The sequence below is a fragment of the Bombella sp. ESL0385 genome (assembly GCF_009725755.1).
In the GTDB taxonomy this organism is placed as follows: Bacteria; Pseudomonadota; Alphaproteobacteria; order Acetobacterales; family Acetobacteraceae; genus Bombella; species Bombella pollinis.
Genome location: NZ_WNIJ01000001.1, coordinates 1,318,784 through 1,338,350, shown reverse-complemented (window position 1 = coordinate 1,338,350; position 19,567 = coordinate 1,318,784). Strand labels below are relative to the sequence as shown.

Below are 19,567 nucleotides of genomic sequence, written 5' to 3'. Positions count from 1 at the left end.
GGGTTGCGTGGGTTTTGTGGTGTGGGTATAAGGCGCTCTACCGGCGGCGCTGGGGCGGGAGTTCTGGGGTTGTTTGGGTGGTCATTGAGAATTGAATATTGGTTAATAAGTAGAGACTGGAAGGGATATGTTGGCGGCGTTTTTTGTTGGTTAAGGCTGATAGAAGTTTAGCTGTTGATGTATCTGACTTTAAGTTTGAGCGTTGAATTAAGCTAGATGTTGATTCTGTTGGTCTGGATTGAACCTGAGAGTTTGATCCTGGCTCAGAGCGAACGCTGGCGGCATGCTTAACACATGCAAGTCGCACGGACCTTTTGGGGTTAGTGGCGGACGGGTGAGTAACGCGTAGGAACCTATCCAGGGGTGGGGGATAACATTGGGAAACTGGTGCTAATACCGCATGAAGCCTGAGGGCCAAAGGAGCAATCTGCCATTGGAGGGGCCTGCGTTCGATTAGCTAGTTGGTTAGGTAAAGGCTGACCAAGGCGATGATCGATAGCTGGTTTGAGAGGATGATCAGCCACACTGGGACTGAGACACGGCCCAGACTCCTACGGGAGGCAGCAGTGGGGAATATTGGACAATGGGGGGAACCCTGATCCAGCAATGCCGCGTGTGTGAAGAAGGTCTTCGGATTGTAAAGCACTTTCACTAGGGAAGATGATGACGGTACCTAGAGAAGAAGCCCCGGCTAACTTCGTGCCAGCAGCCGCGGTAATACGAAGGGGGCTAGCGTTGCTCGGAATGACTGGGCGTAAAGGGCGCGTAGGCTGTTTGTACAGTCAGATGTGAAATCCCCGGGCTTAACCTGGGAACTGCATTTGATACGTGCAGACTAGAGTCCGAGAGAGGGTTGTGGAATTCCCAGTGTAGAGGTGAAATTCGTAGATATTGGGAAGAACACCGGTTGCGAAGGCGGCAACCTGGCTCGGAACTGACGCTGAGGCGCGAAAGCGTGGGGAGCGAACAGGATTAGATACCCTGGTAGTCCACGCTGTAAACGATGTGTGCTGGATGTTGGGTGATTTTATCATTCAGTGTCGGAGCTAACGCGTTAAGCACACCGCCTGGGGAGTACGGCCGCAAGGTTGAAACTCAAAGGAATTGACGGGGGCCCGCACAAGCGGTGGAGCATGTGGTTTAATTCGAAGCAACGCGCAGAACCTTACCAGGGCTTGCATGGGGAGGCTGTAGTCAGAGATGGCTATTTCTTCGGACCTCCCGCACAGGTGCTGCATGGCTGTCGTCAGCTCGTGTCGTGAGATGTTGGGTTAAGTCCCGCAACGAGCGCAACCCTTGTCTTTAGTTGCCAGCATGTTTGGGTGGGCACTCTAGAGAGACTGCCGGTGACAAGCCGGAGGAAGGTGGGGATGACGTCAAGTCCTCATGGCCCTTATGTCCTGGGCTACACACGTGCTACAATGGCGGTGACAGAGGGAAGCTAGATGGTGACATTGTGCTGATCTCCAAAAGCCGTCTCAGTTCGGATTGTACTCTGCAACTCGAGTGCATGAAGGTGGAATCGCTAGTAATCGCGGATCAGCATGCCGCGGTGAATACGTTCCCGGGCCTTGTACACACCGCCCGTCACACCATGGGAGTTGGTTTGACCTTAAGCCGGTGAGCGAACCGCAAGGACGCAGCCGACCACGGTCGGGTCAGCGACTGGGGTGAAGTCGTAACAAGGTAGCCGTAGGGGAACCTGCGGCTGGATCACCTCCTTTCAAGGAAGTTTTCTGACGAGTTGGAAAGCTTTTTGAATAAAAAGACCTATGTTTAGAGCGTAGGCGTTATAGAGACGGAAAGCGCCGTCAGCATATCCCTTCCTTTACTTTTCCTGGGCTAGTAGCTCAGTTGGTTAGAGCACACGCTTGATAAGCGTGGGGTCGGAGGTTCAAGTCCTCCCTGGCCCACCACCAGGATGCTGGGGGCATAGCTCAGCTGGGAGAGCACCTGCTTTGCAAGCAGGGGGTCGTCGGTTCGAACCCGTCTGCCTCCACCACATATTTGGTGGGACTAGGAAGAGAGTAGAGGAAAGAGGAAAGAGTTCTTCTTTTAAGTAGCGATGTGTTGCTATTTAGAAGGAGTATCTGGTCTTTGAGGTGTGAATCGGTTGGTGCGCTATCTGCGTATTCTGCAATGGGTTGTCTGACCTTTGGTAGGGGATGTTTCCTTGTCTCCTACGGAACATTGCAGGGGGTATTCAGATGGCGAGAATGAAGTGACTGACATTATATGTCCGGAACTGTCATTATAGTGTCTGAATGTGAGAAATTACAGTTGGTCACTGTGTGACTGGTTACTGTGCATGTGGTGTGAGAATGAGAAGGGCACTTGGTGGATGCCTTGGCACCAGAAGGCGAAGAAGGACGTGACACACTGCGATAAGCCACGGGGAGTTGTGAGTAAGCATTTATCCGTGGATTTCCGAATGGGGCAACCCCCTCGTAAGAGGATCATACACTGAATAGATAGGTGTATGAGGCGAACCCGGGGAACTGAAACATCTAAGTACCCGGAGGAAAAGACATCAACAGAGATTCTGCTAGTAGTGGCGAGCGAACGCGGAACAGGCCAGTGTCTTTGTAAGAACAAGCAGAACAGTCTGGAAAGTCTGACCATAGTGGGTGATAGTCCCTTATGCGTAATGTCTTATAAAGGCCTTGAGTAGGGCGGGGCACGAGAAACCCTGTCTGAACATGGGAGGACCACCTTCCAAGCCTAAATACTCTCTGGTGACCGATAGTGAACCAGTACCGTGAGGGAAAGGTGAAAAGCACCCCGATAAGGGGAGTGAAAGAGACCTGAAACCAGGTGCCTACAAGCAGTCGGAGCCTCTTATGGGGTGACGGCGTACCTTTTGTATAATGGGTCAGCGAGTTTCTGTCCGTAGCGAGCTTAAGCCGATAGGTGTAGGCGTAGCGAAAGCGAGTCTGAATAGGGCGACTAAGTTACTGGTAGAAGACCCGAAACCGAGTGATCTAGCCATGGCCAGGCTGAAGGTGCGGTAACACGCACTGGAGGGCCGAACCCACGCCTGTTGAAAAAGTCGGGGATGAGCTGTGGCTAGGGGTGAAAGGCCAATCAAACTCGGAGATAGCTGGTTCTCCGCGAAATCTATTGAGGTAGATCGTCGCATATTACCCTCGGGGGTAGAGCACTGGATGGGCTAGGGGGGCCCAAAGCCTTACCACACCTAACCAAACTCCGAATACCGAGGAGTATAAGTGCGGCAGACAGACAGTGGGTGCTAAGGTCCATTGTCGAGAGGGAAACAGCCCAGACCACCAGCTAAGGCCCCTAAATCGTGGCTAAGTGGGAAAGGATGTGGGGATTCCAAAACAACCAGGAGGTTGGCTTAGAAGCAGCCATCCTTTAAAGAAAGCGTAATAGCTCACTGGTCTAATAGAAACCCTGCGCCGAAAATGTAACGGGGCTCAAGCCACGTGCCGAAGCTGTGGGTGCATAGATTACTATGCGCGGTAGCGGAGCGTTCTGTAAGCCTGCGAAGGAGACGGGGTGACCCTCTCTGGAGGTATCAGAAGTGCGAATGCTGACATGAGTAGCGACAAACAGTGCGAGAAACACTGTCGCCGAAAGTCCAAGGGTTCCTGCGCAAGGTTAATCCACGCAGGGTGAGCCGGCCCCTAAGGCGAGGGCGAAAGCCGTAGTCGATGGGAATTAGGTTAATAGTCCTAAGCCTGCTAGAAGTGACGAACGAGATATGTTGTCAGCTCTTAACGGATTGAGCTGGCTTTTGGACCGTTCCAGGAAATAGCTCTAGCATATAGACCGTACCCGAAACCGACACAGGTGGACTGGTAGAGTATACCAAGGCGCTTGAGAGAACGATGCTGAAGGAACTAGGCAAATTGCTCGTGTAACTTCGGAAGAAACGAGACCCGTTAGTGGGTAACCATTAGCGGGTGGCACAGACCAGGGGGTAGCGACTGTTTAGTAAAAACACAGGACTCTGCGAAATCGAAAGATGACGTATAGGGTCTGACGCCTGCCCGGTGCCGGAAGGTTAAGAGGAGATGTGCAAGCGTCAAATCGAAGCCCCGGTAAACGGCGGCCGTAACTATAACGGTCCTAAGGTAGCGAAATTCCTTGTCGGGTAAGTTCCGACCTGCACGAATGGCGTAACGACTTCCCCGCTGTCTCCAGCATCGGCTCAGCGAAATTGAATTCCCCGTGAAGATGCGGGGTACCCGCGGTCAGACGGAAAGACCCTATGAACCTTTACTGCAGCTTTACAGTGGTATCAGGAAAGTTTTGTGTAGGATAGGTGGGAGGCTTTGAAACCAGGGCGCCAGCTCCGGTGGAGCCATCCTTGAAATACCACCCTGAACTTTTCTGATATCTAACCGAGACCAGTCAGCCTGGTCCGGGACCCTGTATGGTGGGCAGTTTGACTGGGGCGGTCGCCTCCCAAAGAATAACGGAGGCGCGCGATGGTGGGCTCAGGCCGGTCGGAAACCGGCTGTCGAGTGCAATGGCATAAGCCCGCCTGACTGCGAGAGTGACAGCTCAAGCAGAGACGAAAGTCGGCCATAGTGATCCGGTGGTCCCGCGTGGATGGGCCATCGCTCAACGGATAAAAGGTACTCTAGGGATAACAGGCTGATCTCCCCCAAGAGTCCACATCGACGGGGAGGTTTGGCACCTCGATGTCGGCTCATCACATCCTGGGGCTGGAGCAGGTCCCAAGGGTTCGGCTGTTCGCCGATTAAAGTGGTACGTGAGCTGGGTTTAGAACGTCGTGAGACAGTTCGGTCCCTATCTGCCGTGGGTGTAAGAGACTTGAGAGGATTTGTCCCTAGTACGAGAGGACCGGGATGAACGAACCTCTGGTGCACCGGTTGTCGCGCCAGCGGCACAGCCGGGTAGCTAAGTTCGGAATGGATAACCGCTGAAAGCATCTAAGCGGGAAACCAGCCTCAAAACTAGGTCTCACAGGGCCGTCCAAGACCAGGACGTCAATAGGTCAGGTGTATAAGCATGGTAACATGTGTAGCTAACTGATCCTAATCGCCCATATCTCTCACACACCTAAAACACATGCACAGTAATCAGTCACACTCACCAAAAAACACCAACCACACCCCAATCACCTAAAGGGTGAGCGGGAAGACCTGGTGGCTATGGCGGAGGATCCATACCCGATCCCATCCCGAACTCGGCCGTTAAAGCCTCCAGCGCCTATGATACTGCTTCTTAAGAAGCGGAAAAGTCGGTCGCCGCCAGGTCCCCTCGCTCACCCACTCCATACTTAAACCACCCACTACCGCGGGGTGGAGCAGCCCGGTAGCTCGTCAGGCTCATAACCTGAAGGTCGTAGGTTCAAATCCTACCCCCGCATCCAATAAATACCACACACAAATCCCAGATAAATCCCTAAACCTACACACCACTAAAACATAGCCTTGCCTCTGTGATAAGCTTATCCCAAAAACCTAAGCCGACATTAGCACCATGCCGCTAATCACTTTGGTAGGAATAGTTACATCAACGTGCATTTTAATTATTATTTAATTAACTTTTCTGGTAGATGACGTCTCTCAAATTTGCGTCAAGCGTTAAGTGGGATAACGGATGTACCAGAATGCGATGAAAATCGAGATGAAAAAGCCTAGCTGTAGCTTTTTTCTCTTGTTTTTGGGAAGCATGGTATGGGGGTTAGCTTTTAATACGCTCCCTACTTATGCGGCACCTGCTGGTGCGGTAGCGACAGCGGCGGCTAGTGATGGGGCCAAGACCTCTCCGATGGTGATGTCCGGTACCGCAGGAGAATGGGGGTATCGTTGTCTATTTCCCCCGACTAATCCGGCAGCGGGGCCGCAATTCTGTTTGATGCAGCAAAGCCTAATGATGCAGGGAAGTATTTAAAAGGGTTGTCTGTCTTGATACGTTAGTCAGTTGACTTTCTTTATAAGTGTTTATCAAATGAATGTACTTATAAGTAGACTATAATTATTTTTGATATATTATCGAGTATCTTACGAATTGACTTACTATACATTTTTAATGATTATTGGAATAGTAATTTTAATCAGATTATAGTTAACGTGTTAGGAGCGGATAAAATATCTCTTTGTGAAAGAGATACCTACTTCATTGTAAAAATCGACTAACTTAACCAATGCAATGACTGTGTTGATTCTGTGACAGAATGGTGTCAAGGCAAGGAAGATTCTTGGTGAATATATTTCCACGGTGAAAGGAAGCTTTGGGGAGTTAAGATTTAGATAATGAAAGAGATGTTTTTGTGTTGTAAAAAATGAAGATAGATTTTATTATTCTTTAGTTAATTATTCTTAAATTGATATTAATTTGGGTGTTTATTTTGTAGAATATTCATATTTGTTTGGAGAAAATCCAATATTAAAAAATTAAATATATCTATACATAATAATCTAAATTATAGACTTCAAAATATTTATATTAATCTATATTGGGATGAAATGAAAAATGAGATTTTTTTGATTTTATGTTCTTTCAGTTTTGATTTTAATCCTTTAGTAAGTCATTATGTCACTCATATGTAAGCGAGTGCAAATTCGTAGTTTCGCGGGGAGAGGGTAATGAATATCAAACGAGGAATGTTCCTAGCGTTTTGTGTCGCAACAGGGGCGATAGCGTCTTCTGCTTCTTCTTGGGCGGCTGATGGGACACAGGCGACGCCGGTTGTTATTTCTGGATCAGCGGCAGCATGGACGTATCGTTGTGTGTTTCCTGCGGATAATCTTTCACAAGGTCCTCAAGTATGTTTAGCCCAGCAAGCCTTAACAGTGCAGGGTGATAAGGGAAAAACCGAGGCATTGGGTGCGGTTATTTTGGCGCGCGCAACGGAGAATGTTACCACAACGCCACTTACACGCCGTCCGTGGCGGTTGACGGTTATGGTGCCGCTTACTCTTTCTTTAAAGACGGATGTACGTGTTGTTTTGGACGACAATCCTCCTATCAAATTGTCGTGGCAATCTTGCGCTACGGCGGGCTGCATGGCTTCGCTTGATTTGTCAGCAGACCAGGTTACGCGGTTAAGGGTGGGGAAGACAGGCCACATCATAGCAGACAAAGTTGGAGGCGGTACGCTGACCATCAATTTTGCGCTTGATGGCTCTAATGCTGCTTTGCATCAACTGGATAGTTGGATTCAAAAGTCGCCTTTCCGTCAGTAAAATAACTCAAGGGAAGGTTCTTCTCTTATAGAGGTTTGGTTGCCCCTGTTCCGACATTTTGGACAGGGGCAATTTGATTCGGGCTCTTTCATTGTTGGTTAGAATCTGGGGGCTGCCAAGCTGATAAAGGCGATGGGAGCCTTAAAATAGGACTATATATAGTAGTAATTTTTCTCATTTATCACATGATATGGTGTCTCATTCATCTGATTCGCGCTCTTATAAAAAACTTTAATAACTCCCATAATTGGCTATTTTCTCACTTTTTTAGCCTGCCTCTGGGGAGAGTAAGGGGTAAAGTGTTATCTTCTTGTTGCAAGTGATAAGAGTTCTCATCTAACGTCACTCTTGAAGCAAGTCGCAAAGAGGGAGAGGCCCCATGACCGTCCAAATCGCAGAACAGCATGGTACTTATGCTATGCCCATGGCCACATTGGTGCGGGAGGAGCAAACAGCCTTATGGGCGTTGCGTTATTTATTAGGACCGCGGTGCTGGCGGCGTTCTAAGTCTTTAGCAGGGCTGGTAGGACAAGAGGCGGAGCGTTTGCAGGAGCGGTTTCAGTCCTTGTTCCTCCATGCTGTTTGCGCCACAGCCGCTTTGGAATATTCTGCAACGGAGTCTCATCTGCTTGACCTCCTTGCAGCGATGCAAAATGCACCGGAGGAGCAGGTTCTTCATACGTCATTAGGGGAGGCGTTGATGCATCTTGGTCAGGCTTTAGCGGCGTATGGATATTGGTTGCCTACGCGGGAGAGGGCGGAGGAAAGCATGATAAAAATGCCAATGCCAGCCCTGGCGCAAGATAATTATCCAGCGATGATGGAAGCCGCTGAATAATAAATATCCTCCTGAAATTGGATAAGATTGTTCATTCTGTCTTGAATCCAAATTGATGGCGGTGTTTCTATACGGGTTCTTTGTCACAAACGGCTGGAGCCTAAAGTGGAAGTTCAGTCCATTATCTTCCCAGAAGGGATGTCTCTCCAATGTGGGGAGGTCATCGCTCCGCTGGAGGTGGCCTATCAGACTTATGGTACACTCTCGCCAAAGCGGGATAATGCGATTGTCATTTGCCATGCTTTTACGGGAGACCAGTTTGTCGCCAGCCCGCACCCTGTTACGGGGAAGCCGGGCTGGTGGTCGCGTATGGTTGGCCCCGGCTTGCCGATTGATACAGAGCGTTTTTTTGTCATCTGTGCCAATGTCTTAGGGGGCTGCATGGGGACGACCGGCCCCACGACTATGCGGGCGGGGACGGGTAAGCCATGGGGGAAGGATTTTCCTCCCATCACAATGCACGACATTGTGGCAGCTCAGGTGAAGGTGATTGATCACTTCGGCATTGAGCAATTATTTGCCGTTATTGGAGGATCGATGGGGGGGATGCAAACCCTCACATGGGCTACAGATTACGCTGAGCGTGTTTTTGCAGCTATGCCGATTGCGACCTCTCCCTTTCAATCGGCGCAGAATATTGCGTTTAATGAGGTCAGTCGGCAGGCGATTTATAGTGACCCTGATTGGCATGGGGGGGATTATCAAGCCCATGATGTTATCCCAGCGCGCGGTTTGGCTGTAGCGCGTATGGTGGGGCATATTACTTATCTCTCAGAAGAAGCTCTAACGCGGAAGTTTGGGAGGGAGATACGGCCGGGAACGATGCCCGCCCCCAATTCGCCTTTAGCAGCGTTACCTTTTGGGGGGATGTTTCAGGTCGAAAGTTATCTGCAATATCAAGGCTCTAATTTCACACGGCGGTTTGATGCACATTCTTATCTAACAATTTCTCGTGCGATGGACTTCTTCGATCTCGGCAGCGAGCATGGGGGTAATCTAGCGGCAGCTTTTCAGCAGGTGCGGACGCGTTTTTGTGTTGTGTCCTTCAGCTCGGATTGGCTGTTTCCCACGGCACAATCAAGAATGCTGACGCGGGCGATTAATCAGGCAGGGGGACATGTCTCTTTTGTGGAGATTGAGAGCGACCGTGGCCATGATGCCTTTCTGTTAGAAGAGCCGGATTTTGATCGCACAGTGCGCGGTTTTTTAAACGGCGCGGCGCGTCATGCGGGCTTACCAGCGGGGAGGGATGATCATGCGGTTTGATCAAGAATTGATTGCGACTATGGTCGCACCGCAGAGTCGGGTGCTGGATATTGGGAGCGGGGATGGCAGTTTGATTGATTATCTCTCCCGCCAAAAAGGCTGTGACGCCCAAGGCTTGGAGCTGGATATGAAGGCCGTGACCCAATCTGTTGCGCATGGTTTGCCCGTTATGCACGGGGATGCTGATGAAGTTTTGGCGGATTATCCAGAAGATACATTTGATTATGTTGTCCTACAGCGCACCCTCCAAGCGGTGGAGCGTCCGCGTGAGGTTTTGCACCATATGTTGCGGATTGGGCGAGCGGCTTTGGTTTCCTTCCCCAATTTTGGGCATTGGCGTTTACGCTGGCATTTAATGCGTACAGGGCGTATGCCTATGACATCGGTTTGGCCAACCCCATGGTATGAGACATCTAACATTCATCCTTGTACGATTTATGACTTCTTCGCCTTATGTGCTGAGGACGGTTATGTGGTGCGGAATTGGATGGTTGTGAATGGGGATAAGCGGTCGCGCTTGGCCGAGCAATCGCCCCATTTGGCGAATATGTTCGGGGAGCAAGCGTTGTTTTTACTGCAAAAACAGGCGCGATAAGGATTGATAGAGCGGGATGTGATTTTTCTCTTGTTATAAGACAAAAATAGTCCTATTTAGAAAGAGACGAGATAAGCCTTCTTTAAGGAAGTGTTTTAGGCGTTCGTTTTATGTGGTGTTGCCAGATGGATGCTGGAATAACGCCGGTTTTTTGAGGAAACATCATGAGCAGTTTTCGCGCGCTCGGTTTGGCGGCCCCCATTTTGCAAGCCTTGGATGAGGAGGGCTATAAGACGCCAACGCCAATCCAAGCAGGGGCGATCCCTCATCTGTTAAAGGGGAAGGACCTTTTGGGTCTTGCGCAGACGGGGACGGGCAAAACGGCAGCATTTGCTTTGCCGATTTTGCATTATTTATTGGAGACGCCTCGCAAAGCGACCCCGCGCGGGGCGCGTGTGTTGGTGCTGGCCCCCACGCGGGAGCTAGTGGCGCAGATAGGCGATAATTTTGCGGCCTATGCGCGGCATATGAAGTTCTCTTACGCTGTGATTTTTGGTGGTGTTGGGCAGAATCGTCAGGTCGAAGCGATGAAACGCGGCGTAGATGTCCTCATCGCTGCCCCGGGGCGTTTGTTGGACCTTGTAGGGCAAGGCCATATCGACCTCTCCACACCGGAGATTGTCGTGCTGGATGAAGCAGACCGTATGTTGGATATGGGCTTTGTGCATGATATTCGTAAGGTTGTAGCGCGCTTGCCAGAAAAACGACAGACGCTCCTTTTCTCCGCGACTATGCCAGCCTCTATTCGTGACTTAGCGCATTCTTTGCTGCATGAGCCCGAGACGGTGCAAGTCACGCCGGAATCCAGCACGGTGGATCGTATTCGTCAGGCGGTTCTATTTGTCGATTCAGCTCAAAAGAAAGAAGCTTTGATGATGTTGGTCAATAATGACCGTGTCGTGCGGGCTGTTGTCTTTACGCTGATGAAGCATGAAGCCAATAAAGTGGCAGAATATCTCAGTAAGCATGGGATTCCCGCAGCGGCGATTCATGGCAATAAGTCCCAAGGGGCACGTGAGCGTGCCATGCAAGGCTTTCGGGATGGGAGTGTCCGCGTGTTAGTCGCCACAGATATTGCCGCGCGCGGTATTGATGTGGATGAGGTTTCTCACGTCTTTAATTACGATTTGCCGAATGTGCCAGAGGCTTACGTCCATCGCATTGGCCGTACAGCGCGTGCCGGTCGTGAGGGTTGGGCTGTATCCCTTTGTGAGGCAGAGCAGCGTGCATGGTTAAAAGAGATTGAGAAGCGCATCAGCAAGGCTGTGCCTGTGATTACGGACCATCCTTACCATTCTGATGACGCGCAGAACTCCACATTGCCGCCGCCTGTTTTAGGGGGAGGCCGTGGGCGCGGTGGTCGTGGCCGTGGTGGCCCATCCGGTGGGGGCCGTGGTCGCAGCCCACGGGCGGCGTCTACCCGTCCATCCTCCTCTGGTCGTGGTGGGGCAGGGCGTTCACGCGGGCGGCGGTCGTCCTAAAAAGCTTTGTGGTTATGTGTGTTATGCGTGGCAGCCCCGTTTTATGCGGGGCTGTTTTGCTATGGGGGTGCACCCTACGTTAGGGGGAGGTCATAGGGGTAAAGCTAAGGAGCATCAGATTATGCCAGCACAAGAGACGCATAAACCCGCAGAGCTTATCTGGGGCCATGGGCCGAAAAAATTAGAGGTCTTTTTAGAGCCAACATGCCCCTTTTGTGTGCGGGCCTCACGTAAGTTAATGCCCCTCTTAGCCCATGTAGGGGAGGAGGCTATGACACTGCATATTTATCTCCATTCCCAACCGTGGCATCTCTTCTCTGGCGTGGTGACGCGCTGCATTTTGGCTGCGGCTGCATTGCCAGAGGGGCGCGATAAAGCGTGGCAAACGTTGCGGAGTGTGGGGGATCATCGTGAGGAGTTCGAGTTCGCTCATCATTATGAGGGCGCGAATATGCACACCACGCCGGAAGAATTGTTAGAGCGGCTAGAGGTCTATACGCGGCTTAATCTTGCGGTGCCGTTCCGTCTAGCAAGCGTGACGGAGGCTATTAAAGCCCATACACGTTATGCGCGGCACAATAAGATTCATGTCTCACCAAGTTTTATGCTGAATGGCACGTTGGATGAGCGTTTCCAAAGCGGGCAATCGGTGGAGGAATGGGCGGCTCTTTTGAAGTGAGCTAGCATGGTTACGGCGTCTTCATGGCGTTGTAACGCAGTTGCCACGAGATACGGTGTAGTGAGGCATATGGAAAAGATTTTTCATTTAAGGCGGTTTGTGATGAATTACACCGGTATTTTAGTGGTGATGAGGTGGCTGGGTGTTGCTGGTATGCCGGGTGTTGCTGGCGCATATGATGGTCAGTCCGTGCCTTTGGGGCATGTACAGCAAATCAGCGTTATACGGGGGCCCGGTGGTAGCTATGCTGGGAATATCGAGAGGGATGGAACCATAAGGGGAGGGGATGGCAGCTATCTTGGAAGCATAGAGCGGGATGGGACTGATGGGGATGCCCCACTGTCTGACGCAGACCGGAAGGCAGGTGCTTTGATTCTGTTTCATCGCCTGCCTCACTGACCTTTATGCTGATTCATAGTGCGTGGCAGCCTTCTTCAAGATGTGAGGAAGGCTGTTTTTTATGTGCCAGGATGAAGCCTAGGGAAATTGAATCTCATTGCTTTGGCGAATGCGCGCCAGATGCGGGAAAAGCCGTTGGAAAGCAAAATGATGCATCTCCTCATCCAGCCCCGCGGTGAGGTCCTCTAGGATAATGACGTGATAGCCATGTTCATGCGCGGCGCGGGCAGTGGATTCCACGCCCATATTGGTAGCGATTCCGCCCAGTACGATAGTGTTTATCCCTCGCCGGCGTAGTTGGAGGTCTAAATCGGTTCCATAAAACGCGCCCCATTGATGTTTTGTAACGCGGAGGTCTCCCTCCCGTGCCAAATCGGGGACGAGTTCCGCCCAATGAGCGGGTAGAGATGTATTGGGGTCATGCAAAGGCTTATCGACAGGGGCGGATAGAGCATCTTTTCCATCAGCAGCAAAGGCGACATTAACCAGCACAACCACTGCTCCAGCGTGGCGGAAACGCTCTGCGACTATCTTGCTCGCAGCTACGACTTCAGCCCCGCTGCGTGGTGCTGTGGGCAGGGAGACAATGCCTTCTTGGAGGTCAATGAGGATAAGGGCTGTGCGGTGAGGGTCAAGCGTATGTGGCATAGAGGGCTCCTAATTACGAAGGGTTAAGTGGTAATTCATGTTGAGGAGGCGCAGCAAGAGAAAGCTATGAAAAGAAGGGGCCATGAGCCTTATGGAGGATGAGATGCACTATATTGGTCTTCTGCTGGTGATAGGATGGTTGGGCGCGATAGGGATGCCGAGTTTCGCGCGGGCCCATACGATACGCTATGAGGGCAGTGCTGATCCCGAGGCACATTTGGAGGTAATGAGCAGCGTGCAAAATGGCATAGGCCATTACGCAGGGACGGTAGATTCACATAATGACGATTCTGGCTTATCTGAGAATGACCAGCGGGGGCATATCAGTCTTGCAAGGGCTGCGCTTGTGCCATGGCAGCATAGGCCCCACCGTGAAGGAGAGGCGATGAAGCGTCTTAAGTGAGAGGAAAGAAAGGTTAGGGATATGCCACATACATCATCACATGAGCATAAAGCCCCCCATGCTAGCAGCTCTCTGCATGAGCTCGCCCGCAAGGCAATTCATTCGCCAAAACTGCTTACAAAGGATGAAGTGTTGGAGCTTGCTCATCACGTTCTCAAAACTGGTGAGCATGCGACAGAGGCAGAGCGCGAGATTGCTAAAAAGGCTCAGCATAACCCAGAAGGGCTAGAGGCCGCACAGATCACCAAGCTTGGAGAGCGCGCCCAGTACGACCATCGCGGCTGAAAACGTGCCGACTCCCCTTACAAAACGCAACGGCTCGTCTTCTATTATAGGGAGATGAGCCGTCTTTGTAAGGACGACCTTACATGGCTCGTGGCGGATGGGGTGAACTCCTAACCTCTGATCCTTTCTTTTTCCTTAAATTAAAAAAAATCCCTGAAAACAGCCAGTTACGAGAATAGTCCTTTTCTCTCTCTTTCATTTTTCCCCTCTATAGCGCAAGAGTGAAGGAAGGACAGAGAATGGGATGTTAAGGATACATGGCCCGGCGTTTATACAAGCTGACAGACAAAGCCATTCAATCGCTACCAGAGGGGAATCATAGCGATGGTGGGAATCTGTATATCCGTATCCGGGTGAAAGGTGATCTTGTTCATCGTTTCTGGAACATTCGTTACAAAAGCCCGGCTACAGGCCGTATCAGAGAAATGGGTATCGGCTCATTTGAAATATGCAGTTTGCGGGAAGCTAGGCAGAAGGCCTTTCATGCCCGGAAGCTCATTGCCGATGGTGTGGACCCGCTGGAAGAACGGCAAAGCGAACAAGCAGAGCATTTGCGCCGGGTGGGTCAGACATTTGCCTATGCCGTGCAGGCTTATCTTCAGCGTCAAAAAGTAAAATGGAGAGACCCTAAAGGCCCCTCTGCATTTCTCAACACGCTAGAGCAATACGCCTTCCCGATTATAGGCCAAAAGCCCGTTACGGCCATTTCACAGAATGATGTGTTAGCCGTTCTGCTTCCCATTTGGGAAAGCAAAACGGAAACGGCCCGGCGCATCCGTAACCGCATAGAACAGGTCTTAGATTATGCAACTGCCCTACAGTGGCGGGAAGGTGACAATCCGGCCCGATGGAACGGCCCCCTTGCTCATATCCTGCCAGAACCAGCTAAGCTGATACGGGATCGTAAGCAGCCACATTATGCCCTGACAGTTGAGCTATTGGGGCAGGCCATCAAACACCTTGAGCACGTGGGAAGTGTTGGCGCTCTGGCTGTTCGTTTCTGTGCCTTTACGGTTTGCCGTTCTGGAGAGGTGCGTGGGGCCCGCTGGCAGGAAATTAACCTAACGGAAGCCGTATGGACGATCCCGGCGCACCGTATGAAAGCTGGCAAGGAGCACCGTGTGCCTCTTTCCCGTGCGGCTATGTCAGTGCTGGAATTAGCGAAGCCTCTGTATGATGGGCGCATGGATGCTTTGGTTTTCCCCAATAACAAAGGTGCGGCTCTTTCTGATGTGGCTTTAAGTAAGGCTCTCAAGAACGCTGCATACCCCCTGACAGGGGATAGGAAAGCGACCGTCCACGGGATGCGGTCCACGTTTCGGGATTGGGTGGCAGAAGAAACAGAGTATGACGCTACAGCGGCAGAACTAGCCCTTGCTCATACGGTAGGTAGTACAGTCGAGCGGGCCTATCGCCGGGGGGATATGTTCGCTAAGCGCCGGGCATTGATGGAGGCGTGGGCTGAAAGACTATCTTTCAAAGTAAATGTGTGATGGTCACACATGGAAGGTTAAATACTGACCCGTTCCACTCTGGATTGCGTAAAATATTACGTAACATAAAATGTTACAAAAGGCGATCTGTGCAGGTTATGTGCACACCTGCACATGTGACTGTAGGTCACATATTCTTCCGAGACACAGTACGGGATTAAAAACAAGCCTTGAACTTTCGAGATGGGCGGGAAATAATCATTTTGCAACTTACAGCAAGAAAGGCAGAAGGCTTGATGCATCAACTCCCTACATATCTTTCCCCTAAGCAGTTCTGTGAAATGTACAGCGTGAGCGCTGCTACCCTGTATCGCATGATTGCAGATGGGAAGATTGAGGCCCGCAAGATTGGCCGTGTGACCCGTATTTCCCTAGAGGATGCAAAGAACTTCTTTGCCTCTTGCCCCAAGATGGAGACACGGGGAAAATATAACAGGTCATAAAAAGAAACCGCTGCCAGAACTAACCAGCAGCGGCCTCTTGCTCTATTTGCCGGAACAGTTATACCGCCAAGTAAATATCGTTTCGGCAAATGGGCACCCACACAAAGATTTAAAAGGAAGTGCCTATGCGGAAGCATATACGGCAAGCGTGCCTTAGCGCAAACAAAAATAAGGGTCTGTTTCAGGGGGTAAGAACTGCCCTGCCAGCTCATACCCTAGCGATATTGTCCCGGCTTGCGCCCGGCGGGTATGTCAAAAGTGGCGAATATGTAGCCCTTTCTCCCTTACGGGCTGACAGGCATGTCGGTTCCTTCAAGTTCAACATCCGTAAGGGTATTGGGGCAGACTTTGCCACCGGATGGAAAGGTGATCTGATTGATCTAGCCGCCGCTCTCTCTGGAGGCAGTAAGCTGGAAGGGGCACGCAATCTTGCCCGGATGATGGGGATGGAGGTGTCAGGTCATGACTGACATATTCCGTCCACTCACTGATGAAGAAAAACACGGCCACCGGTTAGTGGGTGGTAGTTGCTTAGACGCTCATAGAAAGCCGTCTATGAACTTTACGCCCGTTCCGGTGTCTTTAGAGCATAGTGCAGCTATACCGCATCCTAGGACGTATAAGCGGGCGCCTGTTACGGGGTTTTATTGCTATGATGATGGTGACGGCCTAACAGGCTTTGCCACCTTCCGCTACGATCCTCCCAATGCCCGCAAGCAGTTTGGCTGGCTGACATATGGCAAGCTAGAAGGGGAAGACCTGCCACGCTGGCATTTCCGGGCACCGCCACCGCCGCGGATGCTGTACAATCTCCCTGACCTGCTTGGAAAAGCGGGTGCGCCTGTTCTGGTTGTCGAGGGAGAGAAAGCCGCCAATAAAGCCGCTCTTGCGGCAAGCTGGCAGGGCTATGCTGTGACAACATCATCCGGTGGGGCAGAAGGGGCACACAAAAGCGACTGGAGCCCGCTGGCAGGCAGAGAGGTACTGATAGCCCCTGACAATGACAGCGCCGGGCAGACCTATGCTCATACCGTGGCAGAGCTAGCCAGACAGGCAGGCGCCTGGAAGGTTCAGCTTATCCGTTGGCCTGATTATTTTCCTAAAGGGTGGGATATTGCCGATGCCCTGCCAGTCCCTGAACAGAAGCAAGTAACAGGGAGGGCGGCATAATGGCTGATTTGCCTGATGATTTAGTGCAGGCCGGTGCCATAATCGAAGAGGCTCTAAGCGCTGGATACCTTCCAGATGATAGCTTTATGGCAGAGCTCATGCGCAAAGTTGCCAATCAAGAGCTAACAAACGAACAGGCCCTAGAGCACACCATAAACCGTCATCCAGACTTACAGGGTGTCTTTCGCTTTAATGAACTGACACTGCAATACGTCATCACCAAAGCGCTGCCACAGCTCTCATCTGTTTCTCTGCCCGTTGCCCATGCGGGCAGTTTTCCCATCCTGCTAGAAAAGTACCATGTCCAGCTACTCGGTGCGTGGATGCGCCGCTTTGGCCTGAAGGCTAACAAGGACACGCTGGAAGCCCTTGTGATGGTGAGTGCCAACCATCACACCTACAACCCCATCAGGGCTTATCTGGAGGGCTTGCAGTGGGATAGCACAGAACGTCTTTCCAGCTTATGGGCGCGTTCTTTCTCTTTGGAGAATACAGCTTACCTGCAAGAGATTGGCAGGCGCTGGATGGTGGCAGCCATTGGCCGGGCTCTGGCTACAGGGCATAAGCCCTACAAGTTCGACTGGCTGCCCGTTCTGATAGGCGGACAGGGAAACGGGAAAAGCACTTTCTCTGCTATTCTCTTTGGAGAGTGGAACAAAGAAGGCTTGCCCGCCAATCTGGCAGACAAGGACGCCAAGCAGGAACTGCAAGGCGTTTGGGGGGTAGAGCTATCGGAATTAACGTCTCTAAGGCGTTCAGAGAATGAGGCTATCAAAGCCTTTCTGAGTGCTATGGTAGATAAGTATCGTCCTAGCTATGGGCGTACATTGCAGACTTATCCACGCCGATGCGTCTTTATTGGCACGACCAATGAGGAAGAGTTTCTGACAGACGGAACAGGTAACCGCCGCTTCATGCCTATCAATATAGGCTCACACTGCCTTGACTTTGGCTGGCTGGCAGAAAACAGGGACCAGCTTTGGGCAGAGGCTTACCAGCTTTTTTGTTATGACCCCGCCTTTGAGACTTGTGAGCCCTCATACCTGAAAGAAGAAATTGAACAAATCAGACGGGAAAGCATGGTCAGCGACATTCTGGAAGAATCTGTCATTAACCTCATCGAGGGCGATACCCTGCCCGATGCAGACGGTAAAGGAGGCTTTACGGTAGCCAGCATCATCAGAGCGCTTTCGTTGCCTATGACCCGTGCAATGGAAATGAGAGTTTCTAATATCCTGCGTAATTTAGGGGGTGAGAAACAGCGGCAACGGACAGGCAAAGGACGCTTCTATGTCTGGCAATTCAACCATATGGTTACGGGCTGAAAGATAGCATCACATCTTCCAAGCCGCTAAAGGGCAGGGCGATCCTTCGTTCTGTCCTTTTTTTTGTGCATTTATTATGCTGCCTTAATATTAATTTTCTGTAACTGATTATTTTTTTATATATTTTACCTAAAAAGGTTAGGCCGGTTAGGCCAGTTAGGACAGCCCTAGAGAAAGCTAGCTTATAGCTGGCCTAACATTGGCCTAACTGGTCTAACCTTTTAATATTTGCATATCGTTGGCCCAACTATGGCCCAACGTTGGGCCAGGGCTACAGCCAGCAGAAAACTGCCTTTTTGTCTGTCTGGCCCAACTGGCCTAACCTCTCTGAATTAGATTCAAACAAAGATATATTAAGAGCGTTTTGATAGTGTTTCAGTTTGGTTCCTCGTTGTAAGGCCCTAACCGTCCTATTTTAGGTCTTGCCTTTCTTACTGTTTTATTGCAGGCGCGTGCGCGCACGTACTGTTCACCCAAGCATATGATGAACTTATTCCAACTTATTTTTTGATCGTGATGTGATGCCCGGCGTTCTGCCCTTGCGCGCGTGTACTGTTTAAATGCCCCATCTCAGAGCGTGCATGAGCCTGTTGGTTTTGTCGGATGTAGGCACTGCCACTTGATAAAAAATCATCAACAATCAAAAGGCGGGCTGGTCTTGCGCGTGTGTGGACGTGTCCATTCTGTCCAGATAAGCGGATAGATTCACGGCCTTGTAAAAGGCGGTCTTTCCCCTCTATTGTTACATGTAACGGGAGGAAGCTATGGCATCGACAACCAGAAGTCATGAACGTGTCCGCAAGCATCGGGAAGTGATGAAGCGGGCCGGTATGCGCCCTGTTCAACTTTGGGTGCCTGATACAAGGCGTCCTGATTTCACCCGCGAAGCATCGCGACAAGCGCGGTTGATACGGGCTTGCGATGAAAAGCAGGGCGATGATCTGGCTTTCTCTGAGCTAGCCGCTGCCCAGATTGAGGGCTGGGAATGAGGCGGGGCGATCTGGTCACGGTTGCCTTGCAGGGAGACCTTGGCAAGCCTCGTCCAGCTCTAATTATTCAGGCAGACAGCTACCATGAGACGGCCAGTGTCGTTATTTTGCCCGTAACAAGCACCATACAGGACGCCCCCTTGTTGCGGCTGACAGTAGAGCCAGATGGCGTTAATGGTCTGAAGAAGATGTCCAGCATCATGATTGATAAGCCATCGACCATACAGCGCGGGAAAGTAGGCCCTGCGTTTGGGCGGCTTCATGATTATCAGATGGTGGAGATTACGCGTCTGTTGGCTGTATTTCTGGGAATGGCTTAGGGCATTTCCCGCGTGGTGCTCTCACATGTGGGAGGCGGTTACGCTTCAG

At 51.1% G+C, this 19,567-nt stretch carries 18 protein-coding genes, 3 tRNA genes and 3 rRNA genes; 23 read left to right on the top strand and 1 reads right to left on the bottom strand.

Annotation, left to right across the window (positions count from 1 at the left end):
* Positions 1–240: 240 nt before the first annotated feature.
* From GM557_RS06265 to GM557_RS06200, 14 genes are all read left to right on the top strand, one after another.
* Positions 241–1,724 (top strand): 16S ribosomal RNA (locus GM557_RS06265).
* A 115-nt stretch (positions 1,725–1,839) separates the two neighbouring features.
* Positions 1,840–1,916: transfer RNA gene (locus GM557_RS06260), tRNA-Ile, on the top strand.
* Between the two features lie 10 nt (positions 1,917–1,926).
* A tRNA-Ala gene (locus tag GM557_RS06255) sits at positions 1,927–2,002 on the top strand.
* Between the two features lie 312 nt (positions 2,003–2,314).
* Positions 2,315–5,051 (top strand): 23S ribosomal RNA (locus GM557_RS06250).
* Between the two features lie 83 nt (positions 5,052–5,134).
* Positions 5,135–5,249 (top strand): 5S ribosomal RNA (rrf, locus tag GM557_RS06245).
* The 16S, 23S and 5S rRNA genes sit together here with 3 tRNA genes alongside, the layout of an rRNA operon.
* 39 nt (positions 5,250–5,288) lie before the next feature.
* A tRNA-Met gene (locus GM557_RS06240) sits at positions 5,289–5,365 on the top strand.
* Between the two features lie 302 nt (positions 5,366–5,667).
* Positions 5,668–5,889 (top strand): hypothetical protein, encoded by a 222-nt coding sequence (locus GM557_RS06235; RefSeq protein WP_155573396.1) that lies wholly within the window; start codon positions 5,668–5,670, stop codon positions 5,887–5,889.
* A gap of 695 nt (positions 5,890–6,584) precedes the next feature.
* Entirely contained in the window at positions 6,585–7,184 is a 600-nt protein-coding gene (locus GM557_RS06230; RefSeq protein ID WP_155573395.1) for an invasion associated locus B family protein, read from the top strand.
* A 379-nt stretch (positions 7,185–7,563) separates the two neighbouring features.
* Positions 7,564–8,022 (top strand): hypothetical protein, encoded by a 459-nt coding sequence (locus tag GM557_RS06225; protein ID WP_155573394.1) that lies wholly within the window; start codon positions 7,564–7,566, stop codon positions 8,020–8,022.
* 105 nt (positions 8,023–8,127) lie between these two features.
* Positions 8,128–9,288, top strand: coding sequence for a homoserine O-acetyltransferase (locus GM557_RS06220; protein ID WP_266137491.1), 1,161 nt, complete (start codon positions 8,128–8,130; stop codon positions 9,286–9,288).
* On the top strand, positions 9,278–9,883 hold the full coding sequence (gene metW, locus GM557_RS06215) for a methionine biosynthesis protein MetW (protein WP_155573393.1): 606 nt from the start codon (positions 9,278–9,280) through the stop codon (positions 9,881–9,883). The genes GM557_RS06220 and metW overlap by 11 nt, the downstream gene beginning before the upstream one ends.
* A gap of 164 nt (positions 9,884–10,047) precedes the next feature.
* On the top strand, positions 10,048–11,364 hold the full coding sequence (locus GM557_RS06210; RefSeq protein WP_155573392.1) for a DEAD/DEAH box helicase: 1,317 nt from the start codon (positions 10,048–10,050) through the stop codon (positions 11,362–11,364).
* Positions 11,365–11,485: 121 nt separating this feature from the next.
* Positions 11,486–12,043, top strand: a complete 558-nt coding sequence (locus GM557_RS06205; protein WP_099027272.1) for a thioredoxin domain-containing protein — start codon at positions 11,486–11,488, stop codon at positions 12,041–12,043.
* 69 nt (positions 12,044–12,112) lie between these two features.
* Entirely contained in the window at positions 12,113–12,442 is a 330-nt protein-coding gene (locus GM557_RS06200; protein ID WP_155573391.1) for a hypothetical protein, read from the top strand.
* A 78-nt stretch (positions 12,443–12,520) separates the two neighbouring features.
* Here GM557_RS06200 and GM557_RS06195 read toward each other — a convergent pair whose 3' ends face one another.
* Positions 12,521–13,090, bottom strand: a complete 570-nt coding sequence (locus tag GM557_RS06195) for a hydrolase (protein WP_155573390.1) — start codon at positions 13,088–13,090, stop codon at positions 12,521–12,523.
* Positions 13,091–13,172: 82 nt separating this feature from the next.
* On the opposite strand from GM557_RS06195, the gene GM557_RS06190 reads away from it, so the two are divergent.
* From GM557_RS06190 to GM557_RS06145, 9 genes are all read left to right on the top strand, one after another.
* A complete protein-coding gene (locus GM557_RS06190; protein ID WP_155573389.1) occupies positions 13,173–13,493 on the top strand; it encodes a hypothetical protein in 321 nt (106 codons plus the stop codon).
* Positions 13,494–13,514: 21 nt separating this feature from the next.
* On the top strand, positions 13,515–13,778 hold the full coding sequence (locus GM557_RS06185) for a hypothetical protein (protein ID WP_099027240.1): 264 nt from the start codon (positions 13,515–13,517) through the stop codon (positions 13,776–13,778).
* A gap of 257 nt (positions 13,779–14,035) precedes the next feature.
* Positions 14,036–15,271 carry a site-specific integrase gene (locus GM557_RS06180; protein ID WP_155573388.1) on the top strand — a complete coding sequence of 412 codons (1,236 nt, stop codon included), beginning with the start codon at positions 14,036–14,038 and terminating at the stop codon, positions 15,269–15,271.
* 236 nt (positions 15,272–15,507) lie between these two features.
* Positions 15,508–15,714: a helix-turn-helix domain-containing protein gene (locus tag GM557_RS06175; RefSeq protein WP_077395756.1), complete on the top strand. Its 207-nt coding sequence runs from the start codon at positions 15,508–15,510 to the stop codon at positions 15,712–15,714.
* A 125-nt stretch (positions 15,715–15,839) separates the two neighbouring features.
* Positions 15,840–16,184, top strand: coding sequence for a hypothetical protein (locus tag GM557_RS06170; RefSeq protein WP_077395754.1), 345 nt, complete (start codon positions 15,840–15,842; stop codon positions 16,182–16,184).
* Positions 16,177–16,884 carry a toprim domain-containing protein gene (locus GM557_RS06165; protein WP_155573386.1) on the top strand — a complete coding sequence of 236 codons (708 nt, stop codon included), beginning with the start codon at positions 16,177–16,179 and terminating at the stop codon, positions 16,882–16,884. The genes GM557_RS06170 and GM557_RS06165 overlap by 8 nt, the downstream gene beginning before the upstream one ends.
* Positions 16,884–18,209, top strand: a complete 1,326-nt coding sequence (locus tag GM557_RS06160; protein ID WP_155573385.1) for a virulence-associated E family protein — start codon at positions 16,884–16,886, stop codon at positions 18,207–18,209. The genes GM557_RS06165 and GM557_RS06160 overlap by 1 nt, the downstream gene beginning before the upstream one ends.
* A 764-nt stretch (positions 18,210–18,973) precedes the next feature.
* Positions 18,974–19,198: an antitoxin MazE family protein gene (locus GM557_RS06150; RefSeq protein ID WP_086431498.1), complete on the top strand. Its 225-nt coding sequence runs from the start codon at positions 18,974–18,976 to the stop codon at positions 19,196–19,198.
* On the top strand, positions 19,195–19,518 hold the full coding sequence (locus GM557_RS06145) for a type II toxin-antitoxin system PemK/MazF family toxin (RefSeq protein ID WP_086431497.1): 324 nt from the start codon (positions 19,195–19,197) through the stop codon (positions 19,516–19,518). The genes GM557_RS06150 and GM557_RS06145 overlap by 4 nt, the downstream gene beginning before the upstream one ends.
* The last annotated feature ends 49 nt before the right edge of the window (positions 19,519–19,567 follow it).